Below are 18,020 nucleotides of genomic sequence, written 5' to 3' on the forward strand. Positions count from 1 at the left end.
TTTGTGCTTGGCCAGGGCGTGAGTCATGAGCGCGACCTCCGCGACAGGATCAGGTTACGCAGCTTGCGGCAGGGATGCGTGACGTAGTAAAGCCATTGCCAGCTCGGTGGGAGAGGGCGGCTGGCATAGTCGAAATAGCTGGGCCGAAAGGGCTGCACCCAGCGTCTCAGGCGGCTCGCGATTCGGTAGCGCATGGTGGTTTGCCAATGGAAGGCAAACTCGGGAGCGGGCCGCTTGCGGCGCAGCGCCAGTTCGGCCTCGAGCCCGCCCTGGAGCGTGGCCAGGCAGGCCTGATACAGAGCGCGTCCCCGCTTGCTGAGCTCCTTGGCCGCAGCGTCCAAATCCGGGCTGGCCAGCAGTGCACTCAGCTCCAGGCTCGCGTCGACGGTGGCGGTCAGGCCACGCTGACTGGCACACGCATGCACGGCTCTCAGGTCGAAATCGGGGTGGCGTTGCAATGCGTCCAGATCGACCAGCCAGTGCAGGTGCGACCAGTAATGACGCGTGTTGTGCAGACAAAGATAGACGAACAGCTCGTGGGTCGGCATGACATGAAGAACGGTATCGCCCACTTGCAGAGGCTCGCGAGTCGCAAGAATAGCTTCGGTGTCATAGAGCGCGGCCTGTTTGTCGAGCTGGCAATGCACTTCGACTTCGACACCGCCCGGCGTCACGATGTTGATGATGGGTTGCCGATCGATGGCGAACTCCAGCGCGGTCCTGTCCGCGGTCAGCCACGGTGGCTCGCTGGGCTGGTACCCGCTCTGCAGCGCTCTGGCAAGCAGGTCGACAAGCCGGTCGCGGGGGATCAGTAGGTCGATGTCGCCACAGCACCGCAAACCAGGGGCGTTATAGTAGCGTGCGGCGAGCGCCGGGCCCTTGAAGAAGAGGTACGGGACCTGCAACGGGTCGAGAAGCTCGTGCACCAGCCGCTTCTGCTCGGCAGCCACTCGCAGATTGTCTGCTACCAGCATCAGGCTTTCGCCACGTAGCTGTGCCATGGTGTGCGGGGGCAGCGCGGGTGGGGCGAGCCGGTCCAGATGGCGATAGGCGATGGGCAATAGGTAGGTGTCCTGGGCAAGGCGTACCAACTCGGCCCAGTCGTCGATGGCGGAACAGAGAGCGACTGCCTGTCGCTCCTGCTCCGCCGTAAGCTCCAGCCTGGCGAGGAGAAACAGCAAACGCAGCATCGGCGACGGAGAGCCGGGCCTGGTCGCTATGGCAGGCCTCGCATTGCCGGGGCGGACACTGTCTTGAAGCATCGTGGCGATCCTCCAGCGGGTAGTCCTTTGCTGCTCAAGGCGGCGCAGACCCTAGCCGATCGATGCGCTGGCCGTCGAGAGGGGTGTCCTGTTACTTGATATTACATTTTCGCGGGCTGCGCCAGGTGCCTGTTCGGAGTCTAGGCCAGGTGGCCCGCCGCCGCGTATCCGTTCCCGCAGTGCGATGGGCCCGGAGGCCCTCAAAATGCTGGACGGTGGCCTCAGGACCGCGGATATTTGCCTGCGAGGGGACGCATCCCGCTTTCGCCCACGCCTGCGCGAATCGGTGCCGACACTACCATTGCTGTGACTCTGGCGCTCGGGCCCGCCTGCGAGGTGGGCTCGGGTCATGTATACTATTGGCCTCATACTCTTCAGGAGGACTTCACATGTTGAAAGTCGGTTTCGTCGGTTGGCGCGGCATGGTGGGCTCCGTGCTCATGCAGCGTATGCAGGAGGATGGTGATTTCGACGGCATCGAGCCGATCTTCTTCACCACCTCTCAGGTCGGCAAGCCCGGCCCGGATATCGGCGTCGACGTTCCTCCGCTCAAGGATGCCACCAACATCGACGAGCTCAAGGCGCTGGATGTCGTGATCACCTGCCAGGGCGGCGACTACACCAAGCAGGTGTACGGCGACCTGCGCGGCAGTGGCTGGAAGGGCTACTGGATCGATGCGGCCAGCACCCTGCGCATGGAGGACGAGGCGACCATCGTGCTCGACCCGGTCAACCGCCGCGTCATCGACGACCAACTGGCGCGTGGTGCCAAGACCTTCGTTGGCGGCAACTGTACCGTCAGCCTGATGCTGATGGGGCTGGGTGGCCTGTTCGAGGCCGACCTGATCGAATGGATGACCTCCATGACCTACCAGGCTGCTTCCGGTTCCGGTGCCAAGCACATGCGCGAGTTGCTGCTGCAGATGGGTGCGCTGCGCGATTGTGTCGCCGATGAGCTGAACGATCCCGCCAGTGCCATTCTTGAGATCGACCGCAAGGTCACCCAGGCCATGCGTGGCGGCGATTTCCCGATCGATAATTTCACTGCGCCGCTGGCCGGCAGCCTGCTGCCCTGGATCGACACCAAGCTCGACAACGGCCAGAGCCGCGAAGAGTGGAAGGGCAGCGTCGAGACCAACAAGATCCTGGGAATCCAGGACAATCCGGTACCCATCGATGGTATCTGTGTGCGTATCGGTGCCATGCGTTCGCACAGCCAGGCCTTTACCATCAAGTTGAAGAAAGATGTGCCGATAGATGAAATCGAGGAGCGCATCGCCAAGCACAACGAGTGGGTCAAGGTGATCCCCAACGACAAGGAAGCCACCATCGCCGGGCTGACGCCCTCAGTCGTCACCGGTACCTTGAGCGTCCCGGTGGGTCGCCTGCGCAAGCTGAACATGGGCGGCGAATATCTCACGGCCTTCACCGCCGGCGATCAGTTGCTATGGGGCGCGGCCGAGCCACTCAAGCGGATGCTGAAGATCCTGCGCGAGCAGTGATCCATTCGCAGTGCCAAGGACGGGGCATCTCCTTATGGAGGTGCCCCGTTTGTATATGAGGACGGCAGCAGTGACGAAATGGCTCCCATGCGTATCCGCCGGGGTGGCGCAGGCAGGGAGTAAATGTGGTACATATTTCGTCATGTTCTAAATGCCGGCATTACAAGAACCGGGCGTTTCATAAGCAAGCGGGTAACGCAAGGGAGTTCGATGAGACGTAAGTTGTCACTGGCCGTGCTGCTGTCGCTTTCGGCCGTCAGCCCACCGGCGCTGGCACTGGGTGTCGGTGAAGTCGATGTTCGTTCCACCCTGAACGCACCGCTGCGCGCTGTGATTCCGCTCACCGATACGGCAGGGCTCGACCCCGAGCGGCTGCGGGTCAGCGTCGCGGACTCGCGTGAATTCGAGTCGGCCGGTCTGTTGCGTACGCCGCTGGCGGCCAGCGTGAGTGCCGACGTGGAGGTGCGTCAGGGCCAGTGGGTGGTGACGCTTGCCAGTGAGAGGGCGGTACGCGAACCCTGGATGGATCTGCTGCTGCGTTTCGACTGGCCCAGCGGGACACAGCTGCGAGAGGTCACCCTGCTGCTGGATCCACCGGATTATGACAGCATGCCCGTGCTGGTCAGCGGTTCGAGCCGTCGCTCCCAGCCTGTCGCTCAGGTCTCGGGGCGAGTTGCTCAGCCGACTGCCGAGCCTGCTGCCCAGCCTTCCGCTGCGCTTGCAAGCCAACCCATGACGGCAGGCACTGCGTGGGTGGGCAGCGGCGATACACTGTGGTCGGTGGCCGGGCGCCTGCGGCCCGACAGCGGAATCAGCATGAACCAGATGATGGTGGCGCTGGTCGAGGCCAATCCGGATGCCTTCCCCTCGGGCAATATCAACGCCATGCGTGCCGGCCATAGCCTCGTCGTGCCGTCACGTGAAGCCATCGCTGCTCGCACCGGTGCCCAGGCCGATCACATCGTTCAGGCGATGAACCAGGCCTGGGCCAATCGCGGTAGCGGCGCTCCCGCACGCGTTCCCCTGGGGCCGTCGGCTCCTGCTGCTGAAAGCGTACAGGTGGCCACCGCTGCGACCGAGGCGGCCGAGCGGGTCGCGGCGGCCGAACCCGAGCCGGCACCATCTGCTTTGGCCGATACTGCCACGCCTGCTGCGGAGGCTGGCGATACTGCCGCTCCGCGGCTTACGCTGCTCAGCGACGAAGAGCTGGCGGCCGAGGCTGCGCGGCAGGGGGCGGATGTGGCCGATCGCAACCTCGATGCCGACGTGCTATCGGCACTGGGGGGCGGGGAGCTGGCGCTTGGGCAGAGCGAGCCGCGCCTTGCGCTGCTCGAGCAGCGCTGGCAGGAGAGTCATGCTGCGCTGGAAGAGGTGCAGGTCGAGCGCGACGCCCTGCAGCAGGAGCTCGGCGAGCTGCGCGACGAAGTCGAGACGATGCGCGAACAGCTGGCGGCCCTGCTCGCCGATGACAGAGCGGACACGGTCACGGGGAGTGGCAGCGTCGTGGTACAGCCGGAGGGTCAGACCGAAGAGACGCCCTGGTGGGGAGCCGTCCATCCCGCTGCCATCGACCGTAAGCTGCTGCTGGGTGGAGCCGGTCTCGCCGCGTTGTTGGGCCTGTGGCTGTGGGTGCGCCGGCGTCAACGCCATGCCGCGGCCGAGATGGGAAGTGTCTCCATGCCCAGCATGGTGCATGGCATGCCGCCTTCCGACGTGGCGTCGCCGCCGAGCCCGGCTGCCACCATGATGCCGCCCCTGGCACCGGGTATGATCATTGGCGATGACGAGTCGCAAGAGCGCGAGACGCCGCGCCCGGCGATGCCACAGGCAGAGGCCATCAGCGAAGCCGACATCTTCATGGCATATGGTCGCTACGATCAGGCCAGGGAAATTCTCGAGGCCAGTCTCGCCCGGGATCCCGAGCGCCATGACCAGCGCCTCAAGCTGCTCAATGTCCATGTGGAGCAAGGTAACTGGCAGGCTGCCGAGGAAGAGATGCAGACGCTTGCCGAAACCGGCGACTCCACTCTGCTGGCCGAAGCAGCGAGACTGATGGCCAGGCGTCAAGGCGAGAACGAGCGAGCCGGTGTGGCCCGAGAGATTGATGAGCCGACGGAGGAGGAGCTGCACGAGCGCCGTCACGAGGCCTCGCCCGCTGACGGCATGTCTGAAGAGGTGTCAGCCGAAGAGACCACGCTCGAGCGCTCTCGAGATGACGTGCCGGCAGATGGAGAGGGTGCGACCGACGAGGGCATCTTCCCACCGCTTGCCCGGGGTCGGGAGACGACCGAGGCAACTGCCGCGACGGATGCGCCGAGCGGCGATAGGCCGGACGAGGAGCCCTTGGCAACGCCAGAGGAAGAGGCGCCACCGACGCGTCCATCGCAGCAGGCGTCGCCCATCGAGTGGGATGTCATCGACTATCGGCCTCCCCGCCTCGACCCGGAACCAACTCCCAGGGTGGAGACACCGATGCAGCCGAGCATCGAGTTTCCCCGGATGGATGCGCTTGACGACTCGCTGTCAGCCTCTGAAAGCGAGCCGTCTCCTCGTGAAGAGCCTTCTCTCGACGAGGAGGATCGGTGGGAGGTGGAGGAGGTGGCCTTCCCGCCGCTGGACCGGGATAATGGCGCCACCCCGGGCAAGTCCGCCCAGTGGGATGAGCTGAGCGAAGCTCGCCGTTTGCTGGAAAGCGGCGAGGTCGAACGTGCTCGTCCTCTGCTGCAAAGGCTGTCCCAAGGGGCCGAGTCGTCTCGCCTGCGTGAAGAGGTCGAGGCGCTGATCACTCATTATCGACTCTGACGGTGGCATGACCCTTTTCCGATCTCTCGACGATAGCCAACCTCTGCGCGGCCGTCTGGCCTTGGGAGTTGAGTACGACGGCAGCGCTTACTGTGGCTGGCAGCGGCTCAAGCATGCACCCTCGGTTCAGGCCGAGCTGGAGCGGGCGCTGAGCAAGGTGGCGAGCCAACCGGTCACGGTGCATGCCAGCGGGCGCACCGATTCCGGTGTACATGCCACCCGCCAGATCGTGCACTTCGATGCCCCGGCGCCGCGCTCGCAGAAGGCCTGGGTGTTCGGGGTCAACGCCAATCTGGCGCGGGATGTCGCGGTGCGCTGGGTACGTGAAGTGCCCGACGACTTCCACGCCCGCTTCAAGGCGCTGGCGCGCCGCTATCGCTACCTCATCCTCAACCAGCCGAGCCGGCCGGTGCTGGAGCGCGCCAACGTCACCTGGTGCCGCGACCCGCTGGATGCCGAAGCCATGCACCGTGCGGCTCAAGCTCTGGTGGGCGAGCACGACTTCTCCAGCTTCCGCGCCGCGGGCTGTCAATCCAAGACCCCCTGGCGCCATCTGCACTTCATCGAGGTGCACCGGCATGGTCCCTTGGTCGTCATCGACGTGCAGGGCAACGCCTTTCTGCACCATATGGTTCGCAACATCGTGGGCGCGCTGGTCAGTGTGGGGCGCGGCGAGCAGGACGATGGCTATCTGGCCGAACTGCTGGCGTTGAAGGATCGTACGCTGTCCGACGTGACGGCACCGGCCTGCGGTCTTCACTTCGTCGACTCGCTCTACGACGGCGCCTGGGGGCTGCCACAAGAGCCGCTGGGGCCCACTCTGCTGGCTTTTCTCGGCGAGTGGACCGGTGAGCGCGAGCTGCCGGACTGTCCCATGGTCGAGTTTCGGCGGGGGGAACCCCGGGCAAAGGGAGCGTCCGTGGCCGAGTGACCTGCCTCTAGGGGGCCACCGCCAGGCAGGCTGGGCTGCGACTTGGCATGGCTGGCTTATTTGCTACATTTTGTAAATGCTTGGTGATCTGAGTGCCATCGGACGGCTTCTGGGAGATCAGGAGCGTTGCCTGACGGCCTGCGGGAGGTCTATCCCCAGTGAGCGGCATCTGCGGAATCATTCGTCTCGATGGCGTCCCGGTCGGCCGTGCCGAGCTGGAAACGATGACGTCCCGTGCCGCCTATCGAGGTTTCGATGGCATCGAATATCACTGCCATGGGCCAGTGGGGATCGCGTGCCTGTCGCTGGATACCACCCCTGACGGAGCCGGCGCCTGCCGACCGGTGATCGAGCGGCACCAAGGCGTGATTTTTGCCGCCGATGCGCGCCTCGATAACCGCGATGCCTGTGTTGCCGTGAGTCCATTTCCCCACTCCATGAGTGCGACGGACGCCGAACTCATGCTGGACATGCTGCTCCATGCCGGCGGGCAAGGGCCTGCACGGCTGCTCGGGGACTTTGCCTATGCGCTGTGGGATCCTGCTCGGCTCGAGCTGCGCCTGGCCAGAGACCCCATGGGGATGCGTACCCTGTATTACCGTATCGAGACCGGGCGAGTGCTGTTCGCCACCGAGGTGCGGCAGATTCTGGCGCTGAAGGACGTACCGCGACGTTTGAACGTGCAGGCCGTCGGCTGGCACCTGTGTGGCATGCAGACACCACAGGGGCAGGTCTTCTATGAGGGTATCGAAGAGCTCAAGCCCGCCGAGGAAGTGACGATCGATCGGGCAGGGCGTAAGCGCAGTCGCTGCTACTGGGCTCCGGATCCAGAGCGTCGCTTGCGCTATCCCGATGAGAGAGTCTATGCCGAGCACATGCGTGAACTGCTGACCGAAGCAGTGCGCTGTCGCATGCGTGCCCGCGACCCGGTTGGCGTAAGCCTGAGCGGTGGGGTCGACTCCACCTGCGTGGCTTCAATGGCGGGCTGGCTGCGTGGCCAAGGGGCGGCAGTTCCCGCAATGCGCGCCTACAGTTGGGTCTTCTCCGAGCTGCCAGAGTGCGACGAGCGCGAGAACATCTACCGGATCGCGGATCATTTCGGTATGCCGGTGCATGAGGTGCCGGCGGAGGAGACCTATCCCCTGGTCGAGGATGCTCTCAACCAGCCTCACGAGGACGATCCCTTTTTCTCGATGTTTCTGCCGTTCATGGAAAAGTCGCTGTCTGCGGCTGCGGCCGACCGGGTCAGCGTGATGTTCTATGGTTTTCGCGGCGACGTGATGTGTGGCGGCAACGTCAACGACGTTCCCGGCATGCTGCTTGCTGGGCATTTTCGCGAGAGTTGCCGCGAACTATCGGCGCTGTCGCAGGTGTTCTCGCTATCCTGGCCTTCGACCCTATCACGCTACCTGGTGCGCCCCGTGCTGGCGGATACCCTGAGAGGCGGAGCCTTTGTCAGCGGCTGGCGCGCCTTGCGACGAGATGGCCCATCAGGCAGTGAAAAGAGCGACGCAGGGGCGCACCTGTTGCCGAGGGGGCCGATGAGGCGGGCGGCCGAGCATGTCTCCTCGGCGTTCCTGCACCAGGTCGGCCTGCCGCCGGTCGAGCCAGTGCGGGTGGCTGCACGGGTATGGCCGCACAGTGCGCCGCGAAATAGGTACATCCACATCTTTTCACCGCTCGTCACCCGCGGAGTGACGTATGCCGAGCGTGTCGCAGCTCAACATGGCGTGGGATTGGCCGACCCCTGGAGCGATAGACGCATCGCTGAATTCATACTTGCCTGTCCCCAGTACTGTGTCGACACCGCCAGCGAGGGAAAGCGACTGGCGCGACGGGCCATGGTCGGCATCATGCCAGCAGAAGCCATCCGGGCCGTTGGCAAGGTTTCCCCCGAACCTCTGTATCTCGGTGCGTTGCGTGACAAGGCCTATCACAAGGTCCTCGATCTGATGACGCACAGCCGCTGTGCTGAGCTCGGGTTCGTCGACGAAGCGATGCTGCGCGAGCGCTTCGAGCGTTTCGTGCGCGGCGATGTGCCCAACTTCGACCTCTGGCCAACCCTGTCGCTTGAAATCTGGCTGAGACGATTTTGGTAGTGGCACCAGCCGTTTGGCGAGACGATGCATGATGTAGCCACTACTTACCGAGCGATGAAAGCCAGACATTAACCTTTTGTAAACCACGCTTTTTTTGCATGGCTGTTAAATATGGACTGGCCTAGCCTGTCTCTGTAAGCAAAAGTATTTTCTAAACGTAAGTTAATGTTAGTAAATGTTATCAGGTTGGATCTGGGTGGTGACGTGAGTTCGCTACCCGGCAATGGAACTGATCGGAGGATCAGGCAATGAACGAGAGTAAGGAAATGCGTAGCGATGTCCGCCGTGAGTACAGCAGTCCCCAACTGACGCGGTGGGGAACCGTTGCCGATCTCACCCTGGTGGGACAGACCAGGCCGGGCGGTGACGTGCTGCCCGGGCAGGCCCAGGGTCGTCAGGGCGGCAGCGTCAACAGGCCCCGTAGGCGCAGGTGGTGGAGTTAAGCGGTCGGGTGTCTGACCTTGGCGCTGGCTAGCCCATGCAAAAGAGGATCGATGCCGTCCTGCTGCTCGATGGCCGCTGGCTCGTCGAGCAGCTGCTTGCCTTTACCCGGCAATCCGATCGGGAGTCTGCCCTGCAGACGCTCGCTGAGGGCATACAGGCCAACTCCCTGTGGCACAAACTGGATGGGGCCAGACTCGTGACACGAGCCTGGCCCCATCCTCTTGTTGCCGTGTTCGGTGACTTTTCGGCCAAGCAGCGCCTGCTCCTGGCCGATCTGGCGGCACAGCTCCACGAGGTGATCCCGCATCACCGCTATGTCGATTATGCCGCTGCCGAGCAGGCAGCGGAGCGGCTGGCGACCGCCCTCAGGCTGCGCTTCGGCCAGGAGGCCCTGTCACGCTTTCGCTATACCGCGATTCCCCGGGGCGGATGGATCGTGCTCGGCATGCTCTCCTACTTGCTGAATCTGCATCCCGAGCAGATCGGGGTGCCCGGTCCGTCAGGTCACGACTCCCAGGAGACTTGGGTGGTGGTGGACGACTGCGCCCTCTCCGGGGTGCGTTTCCAGCAGTTCCTGCAGCGCTGGAACCTGCCCGTCGTCATCTTCTGCCCGCTGTTCGCCCCTCGCGAGCTGTGCCTGGCCATCGAGCGGGCCGAGCCGAGGGTCGAGGCTTGTATCAATGCCGAAGACCTCAAGGATATCGCCCCTGTGCGGTTCGGCGAGGCCTATCCCCAGTGGCTCGATGAGCGTGAGCGGCAAATGGCGGGCGATGGCTACTGGAACGGCATTGCCGAGTACATTGCCTTTGCCTGGTGCGAGCCCGAAACGAAGTACTGGGATGTCGAAGCGGGATGTTTCAAAGCTGGCTGGAACGTTCTACCGCCGTCGCTATGCCTGAAGCGTCGCATGCAGGCCTCGTCGCAGCGTAGTAGGCGAAACGGCAGGGCGAGAGGGCTGGCGAGAGGGCCAGCGTGGGAGACGATCGACCGGCAGGCGGTGGGGCCTGGCCCCCTCAAGGCCAACGATCGCGTGCTGTGGGCGTCGTTCGGCGCCTCGCTGGCGGTGGCGCACTTTCCCATGGAGGCCGGCGAACCTACGGCCTGCTTGCAGCTTGATTCGACCGCGACCGAGATGTGGCGCGCCCTGCTGAGCACCGGCAGCCTGAAGGGGGCCGCGTCGCTGCTGCTGGAAAATTATGTCGTAGCGCCGGAAATGCTTCGCCAGGACCTGGCCTCGCTGATGGCGGAGCTCGAGGAAAGCGGCATCATGATTCAACATTGAGCGTGGTGGAACAGGGAGCGAACGTGGCATACCGATACTGGATCTATGGGCTCTGCCTGGAAACTGCTTACCGCTTCCGTACTCCCTTGACCGTGGCGCCCGCCACGGCAACCTGCGACCTGCGCTTTCTCTGTGTGCCGGGCGACCTTGGCGGGTCGGACGGCGATACCGCCGTTCCGCCATCTGCGGATGCCCTCTATCTGAGCCAGGAGAGGAACTGGTGCGGTGAGCATGTCCTGGAGATTTACGCCACGGCCGACGGCCGTCTGATGCGCTTTCCCGGCGTGGCGGACTTCCTGGTGAGCCCGGGACGGATCGTCTGTCGGCTGCATAACGCCGAACTCGGCTTCATGGTGGATCTCTGCCTGCTGGGGCATGTGATGTCCTACTACCTCGAGATGACCGGAGTGAGCGCTCTGCATGCCGGTGCCGTGGTGCACGATGGCCAGGCGGTGCTGTTCGCGGCGGATCGCCAGGGGGGCAAGAGTACTCTGGTCACTTCGCTGGTCGCGGCGGGCTTCCCTCTGCTCGCCGACGACATCGCCGCACTCGAGCCCTCGGCAGAGAAGGTTCTCTGCCGACACGCTTTCCCCCAGCTCAAGCTGACGCCGCAGCAGGCCCTGCGCTTCGTCGGCAGCGCCGAGGGTTTCGAGCTGGTGCATCCCGATTTCCCCAAGCTCAGCGTGCCGGCCGACAGGGTAGGAAGCATTGCCACGCAAGCGCTGCAGGTGGCGAGAATCTACCTGCTGGAGCGTCGCGCGCCCGACGACGCCGATGTCGCGATCCGCATGGAAGCGCTCGGTCCGGGCGAAGCGCTGATCCAGCTCGTGCGTCACTCCTTCCTGGCCGAGGCATTGGGAGAGCACGGTACGGTGGGGGCGCGCGGCGGCGAGCTGGAAACCGCGGTCCGGGTGCGTTTTCAGCGTCTCGCAGCCATCGCGCGCAACATGGTGGTCAAGCGCCTGTGTTATCCTAGCGGCTACCACCATCTTCCCGAGGTGCACCGTGCGGTGCTCGCCGATCTCGGGGAGGCGCAGGGCGTCGAACGACAGGCAAGTTGAGTCAGCAGCCTGTCGGAAATCCTGTTTTCTCGTGACGATCGGTCAACTCCGACAGGCAGCAAGGATGGACATGATTGACATACAAGCCGTGGGATACCGCACCCGGATCAAGTTCTGTGGCCTCAGCCGCGAGCAGGACGTGGCCGATGCCGTGGCCGCCGGCGCCGATGCGCTGGGCTTCGTGCTCTGGCCCGGTAGCAAGCGCTGCGTCGATGAGGCGCGCCTTGCCACACTGGCCGCACAGGTACCGGCCTTCGTCACTCGGGTAGGGCTGTTCGTCGATCAGGAGCCCGAGCTGATCGCGCGCAGTGCCGAGCACCTCGACCTGCTGCAGTTCCACGGTGACGAGACGCCGGCTTTCTGCGCCGGCTTCGGCCGGCCCTGGATCAAGGCGCTGCGCATGCGCGACGACCTCGACCTGCACGCTGCCGCAGAGGCCTATGCAGGGGCCCAGGCGCTGCTGCTGGATGCCTATCGTCCCGGCGTGCCGGGCGGCACCGGCGAGACCTTCGACTGGTCGCGAATCCCCGCAAACCTGGCAAAACCTGTTATTCTCGCGGGGGGACTCGGTCCGGACAACGTGGCGCAAGCCATTGAGCGTGTCCGCCCTTTTGCGGTAGACGTCTCCGGTGGCGTGGAAGCCGCACCTGGGCGCAAGGATCGCGGGTTGCTGGCGGCCTTTGCCGCGGCAGTGGCCCAGGCCGACCGCACGCACCGGGCGTGACCTGTATCCGTATTCCCGGGCTTGGCCCAACACCACTCCCATTCCCTTATGGCGACCCTATGAGGTGTCTTTAGTGAGCAAGTTCAGTGACCTGACCCGACTGCCGGACGCCCGCGGCCACTTTGGCCCCTACGGCGGCCGGTTCGTTTCGGAGACCCTGAGCTTCGCCCTGGACGATCTGGAGAAGACCTACATGCGTCTTCGCGACGACCCGGATTTCCAGGCCGAATTCGACTATGACCTGGCCCATTACGTGGGCCGTCCCTCTCCGCTCTATCATGCGGAGCGATGGTCGAAGAAGCTGGGTGGCGCACGGATCTGGCTCAAGCGCGAAGACCTCAACCACACCGGCGCGCACAAGGTGAACAACACCATCGGTCAGGCACTGCTGGCCAAGATGAGCGGCAAGCCGCGGGTCATCGCGGAGACCGGTGCCGGCCAGCATGGCGTGGCCACGGCCACCGTGGCGGCTCGCCTGGGTCTCAAGTGCGAAGTCTACATGGGCGCCGAGGACGTACAGCGCCAGAAGCTCAACGTCTACCGCATGCGCCTGCTGGGGGCCAACGTGATTCCGGTGGAGTCGGGCACTCGCACGCTCAAGGACGCCATGAACGAAGCGCTGCGCGACTGGGTGACCAACGTCGACGACACCTTCTACATCATCGGCACCGTGGCCGGCCCGCACCCGTATCCCATGCTGGTACGTGACTTCAACGCCGTGGTCGGCCGCGAGGCGCGCCGCCAGTCGCTGGAGGAGTTCGGCAAGTTGCCCGATGCGCTTATCGCCTGCGTCGGCGGTGGCTCCAATGCCATGGGCCTGTTCTATCCCTTCGTCGAGGATGACGAGGTCGCCATGTACGGTGTCGAAGCCGGTGGCGACGGCGTCGAAACCGGACGCCACGCGGCACCGCTGGCCTCCAACGCGCCGCGCGGCGTGCTGCACGGCAATCGCACCTACCTGATGTCCGATGAGGGCGGTCAGGTGTCCGACACCCATTCGATCTCGGCCGGCCTGGACTATCCGGGGGTCGGGCCCGAACACGCCCTGTGGAAGGACGTGGGCCGCGTGCAGTACGTGGCCGCCAACGACGATGCCGTGCTCGAGGCGTTCCGCGAGCTGACCCGCATCGAGGGCATCATGCCGGCACTGGAGTCGGCCCATGCGCTGGCCCACGCCAAGGTGTTGGCGCCGACCATGCGGCCCGACCAGAACATCGTGGTCAACCTTTCCGGCCGCGGCGACAAGGACATCATGACGGTCGCCAAGATCGACGGCCTGGAGTTCTGACGATGAATCGAATCGACAAACGCTTCGCCGAACTCAAGGCACAGGGCCGCCGCGCGCTGATTCCCTTCATCACCGCCGGCGACCCGGCGCCGCAATATACCGTCGGCTTCATGCACGCGCTGGTGGAGGCGGGGGCCGACGTGATCGAGCTGGGGGTGCCTTTCTCCGACCCCATGGCCGACGGACCGGTGATCCAGAAGGCCTGCGAGCGCGCCCTCAAGCACAACGTACGCCTGACCCACCTGTTCGAAATGGTGCGCGAGTTCCGCCAGCGCGACGGCGATACGCCCGTGGTATTGATGGGTTACCTCAACCCGGTGGAGCGCATCGGTCTCGAGGCATTCGCCGATCAGGCCTCCGCGGCCGGTATCGACGGCGTGCTGACCGTGGACATGCCGCCGGAGGAGGCCGACGAGTTCGGCCCCATCCTCAAACGGCACGGCCTGGCGTCGATCTTTCTCGTCGCCCCTACCACTTCGAGCGAGCGGGCCGCTACAATATGCGCCCACGGTGAGGGCTATCTCTACTATGTCGCGCTCAAGGGCGTGACCGGGGCCGCCACGCTGAATGCCGCCGATGTAGCCGAGCACCTGGCGCCGCTGCGAGGTCTGACCGAGCTGCCGCTGTGCGTCGGTTTCGGTATCCGTGACGGCGCCTCGGCCGCCGAGGTCGGCAAGGTCGCCGATGGCGTGATCGTCGGCAGCGCACTGGTCAGCCGGATTGCCGACAACGCCGAGCGGCCGGAAGCGATTGCCGATGAGCTCAAGGCGGTGCTCGGCGAGATGCGTCAGGCCCTGGATGCGTTGCCTGCCCGCTGAGCGCGCCCTTGCCCTGCTAAAGATTCGACTCATGACGCCCGGCACGACCGGGCGCAACAGCATACGGAAGCCTTTCTGACATGAGCTGGCTCGACAAGATTGTGCCCTCCATGGGGCGGATTCAGCGCAAGGACCGACGGGCCAGCGTGCCCGACGGCCTGTGGCGCAAGTGCCCGAAGTGCGAGGCGGTGCTCTATCTGCCCGAACTGGAGAAGCACCACAACGTCTGTCCCAAGTGCGACCATCACCTGCGTCTGACCGCGCGCAAGCGTCTCGACTGGTTCCTCGACAAGGAGGGGCGGGAAGAGATCTCGGCCGAGCTGGAGCCGGTGGATCGCCTCAAGTTCCGCGACTCCAAGAAGTACAAGGACCGCCTCAATGCGGCCCAGAAGGAGACCGGTGAGAAGGATGCCCTGGTGGCCATGCGCGGCAAGCTCGATGGCCTGCCCGTCGTGGTGGTGGCCTTCGAGTTCACCTTCATGGGCGGCTCGATGGGCGCCGTGGTGGGCGAGAAGTTCGTGCGCGCTGCCACCCTGGCCCTGGAAGAGCGAATCCCCTTCATCTGCTTCTCCGCCTCGGGCGGGGCGCGGATGCAGGAAGCGCTGTTCTCGCTGATGCAGATGGCCAAGACCTCGGCGGCGCTGGAGCGGCTGCGCGTGGCGGGTGTGCCTTACATCTCGGTACTCACCGACCCGGTGTTCGGCGGTGTGTCCGCTTCGCTGGCCATGCTCGGCGATCTCAACGTGGCCGAGCCCAATGCGCTGATTGGCTTCGCCGGCCCGCGCGTGATCGAACAGACCGTGCGCGAGAAGCTGCCGGAAGGTTTCCAGCGCAGCGAGTTCCTGCTCGAGCACGGCACGGTGGACATGATCGTGCCGCGCGGTGAAATGCGCTCGCGCCTGGGAGGCGTGCTGCGCAAGCTGACTCATCAGCCCCCCAGCGGCCTTGAAGAGAGTCTGCTTCACGAGCCGGACCTGGTCGACGAGGCCGAGCGTGCGGCGGCGGAAGAGGGCGAGATCATCGAGGCGGCCGAGCCGGATACGTCGGCAGATGTCGATACCTCGACCCCATCCGAGGATGCGGATGGTCGGCCCGATGCGGCGCGCTGAAGGCCCGTGATGCCCGCGACGACACCGCGTACGCTGGATGCCTGGCTCGAGTACCTGGAGCGTGTGCATCCGGTGGGCATCGATCTCGGCCTCGACAGGGTGGCCGAGGTGGCCCGCCGTATGGCGCTGCTCGATGAGCCTCTGGCGTCGCGCATCATCACCGTGGCCGGTACCAACGGCAAGGGTTCCACCGTCGCCATGATCGAGGCGCTGGCGCGCGCCCATGGCCTCTCAGTGGCCGCCTACACCTCACCGCATCTGCTGCGCTACAACGAGCGGCTGCGGTTCGATGGCAACGAAGCGGACGACGCTGCGCTGATCGCCGGCTTCGAGGCCGTGGAAGCCGCGCGCCTGACCGAAGAGCCCGTCAGCCTGACCTATTTCGAAGCCGGTACCCTGGCAGCTCTGTGGCTGATCGCACGGCGCCGCCCCGATCTCGCCGTGCTCGAGGTGGGGTTGGGCGGCCGGCTCGATGCGGTCAACGTCATCGACGCCGATGTCGCCGTCATCACTACCATTGCCCTCGACCACGCGGCCTTTCTCGGCAATGAGCTCGAAGGTATCGGTCGCGAGAAGGCCGGCATCATGCGCGCCGGTTGCCCGGCCGTGCTGGGCAGCCGCGAGCTTCCCGCAAGCGTGCGTCAGTCGGCCCGGGAGCGTGGGGCGCCTGTCAGCGCCCTGGGACCCGACTTCTATTGGCAGGCCGCTGCGGCAGAGGGCTGCTTCGACTGGCAGGGAACCGCACCCCAAGGGGGTATTCTAAGCCTTGATGGCTTGCCCGACCCGGGGTTGCCGCTGGACAATGCCGCAACGGCTCTGCAGGCCCTGGCGGCGGCCGGCATCGTGCTCGACGAGCGGTGCTGTCGAGCGGCCATGGCCGACGTGCGGGTGCCGGGTCGCATGCAATGGCTGGGGCAGTGGTGCCTGGACGTCGGCCACAATCCGCATGCGGCTGGCTACCTGGCGGGCCGGCTCGCGGCACAGCCATGTCGTGGGCGCACCTGGGTGCTGCTGGGCATGCTCGCGGACAAGGATGCCGACGGGGTGATAGAGGCGTTGGACAGCGTGGCGGATGAGTGGGTGACCGCCACCCTGGGTGGCGAACGTGCGCGCGAGGCGTCGGAGCTGGCAAGGCGTATCGAGGCGCATGGCGGTAAGGTCTCTTATCAGGCGGCAACGCCAGAGATCGGCGCCGAGTGGCTGGCCGAGCGGTTGGCCGCCGATGATCGGGTGCTGGTCTGCGGCTCCTTCTTCATGGTGGCCGCCATACTGACATGGAAGCAGGCACACGCGGCATAGCGGGGCAGGAGGGGATGATGAAATACGGAATGCGCGAACGAATCAGCGGGGCGGTCATCCTGATCGCCCTGGCCGTGATCTTTGTGCCGATGCTGTTCGACGAACCGGCTCCCCGCGACGAGCGCCCCCAGCCGGTACTGACCATCGAGCAGCCGGTGCCGGTGGAGCGGCGTAACGTGCCCGATCCGCAGCCGCCGGAGAGCCTTGGCCAGATTCGCTCTCCCGGCACCAGCCCGGCCCCGGCCGAACCGCAGCTGCCCCTGGAAGGCGTAGAGCCCGGCGCGGCAGCGCAAGTCGACCCGCAGCCGGCCGTGGCGGTTCAGCAGGGCGAGGCGGCTCAGCAGGGCGAAGCGAGTAGCGGCGCGCCACCGGCGGAAGCGCCACGGCAGGATCCGATTGCCGATCTGGCCCAGGCGGCATCCGAGCGGGTGGCAAGCAGCCCGCCGGCTGCCTCGAACCCCGAGCCTCAGACACCACCGGCCACGACCGCATCGCCCGGCGGCGAGTGGGCCGTGCAGGTGGGCAGCTTCGGTGAGGCAGGCAATGCCGAACGCCTGCAGGCGCGGCTCGAGGAAGAGGGGTTTCCCGTCTATAGCCGGCGGCGCGACAATAACATGACGACCGTATACGTGGGTCCCTTCGATTCCTCGGAGTCGGGCGAGCGGGCCATGAATACGGTGAAGGAACGTGCCAACCTTCAAGGGTTGCTGGTCAGGGTAAGAGATTGAAACGATGACGCTGACCTGGATCGACTGGGGCTTTCTTGCGGTATTAGCCGTTTCTACGCTGGCTGGCTTCATGCGCGGTCTGGTGCGGGAAGGCCTGGGGCTGGCGGCCTGGATCATCGCGCTGCTGGCCGCACGGTTGCTTGCCGAGCCGGTTGCCGACCTGCTTTCAGGCCTGATCGACAACCCCGATGGCCGGCTGGTGCTGGCCTTCGTGCTGGTCATCCTCGGCGTGGTGCTGTTGTGCGGGATCGTCATCCGCATGGTGCATGCCGCCGTGGAGTGGGTGGGCATGGGCTTCTTCAATCGCGTGGCCGGCGCCTGCTTCGGTGTTGCCCGCGGCGCGGCGGTACTGGTGGTGGCCACCATCCTGATCAGCCTGACGCCGCTGGCGCAGCTGCAGGCGTGGCAGGAGGCCGAGCTTCGTCCCACCTTCGAGCAGATGCGCGACTGGGCGGTGAGTCAGCTCGAGGCCTGGGAAGGGCGCGTGCCCGAGGCCCCCGAGGCCTGGCGCAACATGCCGTTGCCCGAGCGTCGCGATGCCGGCGAGCCCGAGCCGGGCGCCCTGTGACCGGCGCACGCTGTGTGACTGTTTTGACACACTGTGCGACTGTTTTGAATAGTGCTTTTTCCAAGCCGGCTGCGGTCGGCACCCTGCAAGCGAGGTAAGGTGG

Annotated in this window: 15 protein-coding genes; 14 read left to right on the forward strand and 1 reads right to left on the reverse strand. The window is 65.3% G+C overall.

The features are described from left to right. Positions 1–23: 23 nt before the first annotated feature. The gene (locus tag C4S71_RS03630; protein WP_160113349.1) at positions 24–1,190 is read right to left on the reverse strand and encodes a nucleotidyltransferase domain-containing protein; all 1,167 of its coding nucleotides are present in this window, start codon (positions 1,188–1,190) and stop codon (positions 24–26) included. Between the two features lie 461 nt (positions 1,191–1,651). Here C4S71_RS03630 and asd point away from each other — a divergent pair, with 461 nt between their 5' ends. The 14 genes from asd (at position 1,652) to C4S71_RS03700 (ending at position 17,917) form a co-directional block, all read left to right on the forward strand. After that, positions 1,652–2,764: an aspartate-semialdehyde dehydrogenase gene (gene asd / locus C4S71_RS03635; protein ID WP_103968238.1), complete on the forward strand. Its 1,113-nt coding sequence runs from the start codon at positions 1,652–1,654 to the stop codon at positions 2,762–2,764. Positions 2,765–2,974: 210 nt separating this feature from the next. Then, positions 2,975–5,566, forward strand: coding sequence for a type IV pilus assembly protein FimV (locus C4S71_RS03640; RefSeq protein ID WP_160113350.1), 2,592 nt, complete (start codon positions 2,975–2,977; stop codon positions 5,564–5,566). A gap of 7 nt (positions 5,567–5,573) precedes the next feature. Beyond that, positions 5,574–6,497 (forward strand): tRNA pseudouridine(38-40) synthase TruA, encoded by a 924-nt coding sequence (gene truA / locus C4S71_RS03645; protein ID WP_103968240.1) that lies wholly within the window; start codon positions 5,574–5,576, stop codon positions 6,495–6,497. A 158-nt stretch (positions 6,498–6,655) separates the two neighbouring features. Next, positions 6,656–8,596 carry an asparagine synthase-related protein gene (locus C4S71_RS03650; RefSeq protein WP_103968241.1) on the forward strand — a complete coding sequence of 647 codons (1,941 nt, stop codon included), beginning with the start codon at positions 6,656–6,658 and terminating at the stop codon, positions 8,594–8,596. A gap of 266 nt (positions 8,597–8,862) precedes the next feature. Next, the gene (locus tag C4S71_RS23015) at positions 8,863–9,039 is read left to right on the forward strand and encodes a lasso RiPP family leader peptide-containing protein (protein WP_160113351.1); all 177 of its coding nucleotides are present in this window, start codon (positions 8,863–8,865) and stop codon (positions 9,037–9,039) included. 35 nt (positions 9,040–9,074) lie between these two features. After that, positions 9,075–10,322, forward strand: a complete 1,248-nt coding sequence (locus C4S71_RS03660) for a PqqD family protein (protein WP_103968243.1) — start codon at positions 9,075–9,077, stop codon at positions 10,320–10,322. A 23-nt stretch (positions 10,323–10,345) separates the two neighbouring features. Next, positions 10,346–11,383, forward strand: coding sequence for a hypothetical protein (locus C4S71_RS03665; protein WP_146064579.1), 1,038 nt, complete (start codon positions 10,346–10,348; stop codon positions 11,381–11,383). 70 nt (positions 11,384–11,453) lie between these two features. Next, positions 11,454–12,107, forward strand: coding sequence for a phosphoribosylanthranilate isomerase (locus C4S71_RS03670; RefSeq protein ID WP_103968245.1), 654 nt, complete (start codon positions 11,454–11,456; stop codon positions 12,105–12,107). Between the two features lie 73 nt (positions 12,108–12,180). Further along, positions 12,181–13,395, forward strand: coding sequence for a tryptophan synthase subunit beta (gene trpB / locus C4S71_RS03675; protein WP_086508780.1), 1,215 nt, complete (start codon positions 12,181–12,183; stop codon positions 13,393–13,395). Positions 13,396–13,397: 2 nt separating this feature from the next. Further along, positions 13,398–14,213: a tryptophan synthase subunit alpha gene (gene trpA, locus C4S71_RS03680; protein ID WP_103968246.1), complete on the forward strand. Its 816-nt coding sequence runs from the start codon at positions 13,398–13,400 to the stop codon at positions 14,211–14,213. An 80-nt stretch (positions 14,214–14,293) separates the two neighbouring features. Then, positions 14,294–15,322, forward strand: coding sequence for an acetyl-CoA carboxylase, carboxyltransferase subunit beta (gene accD, locus C4S71_RS03685; protein WP_086508782.1), 1,029 nt, complete (start codon positions 14,294–14,296; stop codon positions 15,320–15,322). 9 nt (positions 15,323–15,331) lie between these two features. Next, positions 15,332–16,621 carry a bifunctional tetrahydrofolate synthase/dihydrofolate synthase gene (folC, locus tag C4S71_RS03690; RefSeq protein WP_103968247.1) on the forward strand — a complete coding sequence of 430 codons (1,290 nt, stop codon included), beginning with the start codon at positions 15,332–15,334 and terminating at the stop codon, positions 16,619–16,621. 17 nt (positions 16,622–16,638) lie between these two features. Further along, positions 16,639–17,349 carry an SPOR domain-containing protein gene (locus C4S71_RS03695; RefSeq protein WP_200825222.1) on the forward strand — a complete coding sequence of 237 codons (711 nt, stop codon included), beginning with the start codon at positions 16,639–16,641 and terminating at the stop codon, positions 17,347–17,349. 4 nt (positions 17,350–17,353) lie between these two features. Continuing rightward, positions 17,354–17,917 (forward strand): CvpA family protein, encoded by a 564-nt coding sequence (locus tag C4S71_RS03700; protein WP_086508785.1) that lies wholly within the window; start codon positions 17,354–17,356, stop codon positions 17,915–17,917. The last annotated feature ends 103 nt before the right edge of the window (positions 17,918–18,020 follow it).

The sequence above is a fragment of the Billgrantia desiderata genome, assembly GCF_900108215.1.
Lineage (GTDB): Bacteria > Pseudomonadota > Gammaproteobacteria > Pseudomonadales > Halomonadaceae > Halomonas > Halomonas desiderata.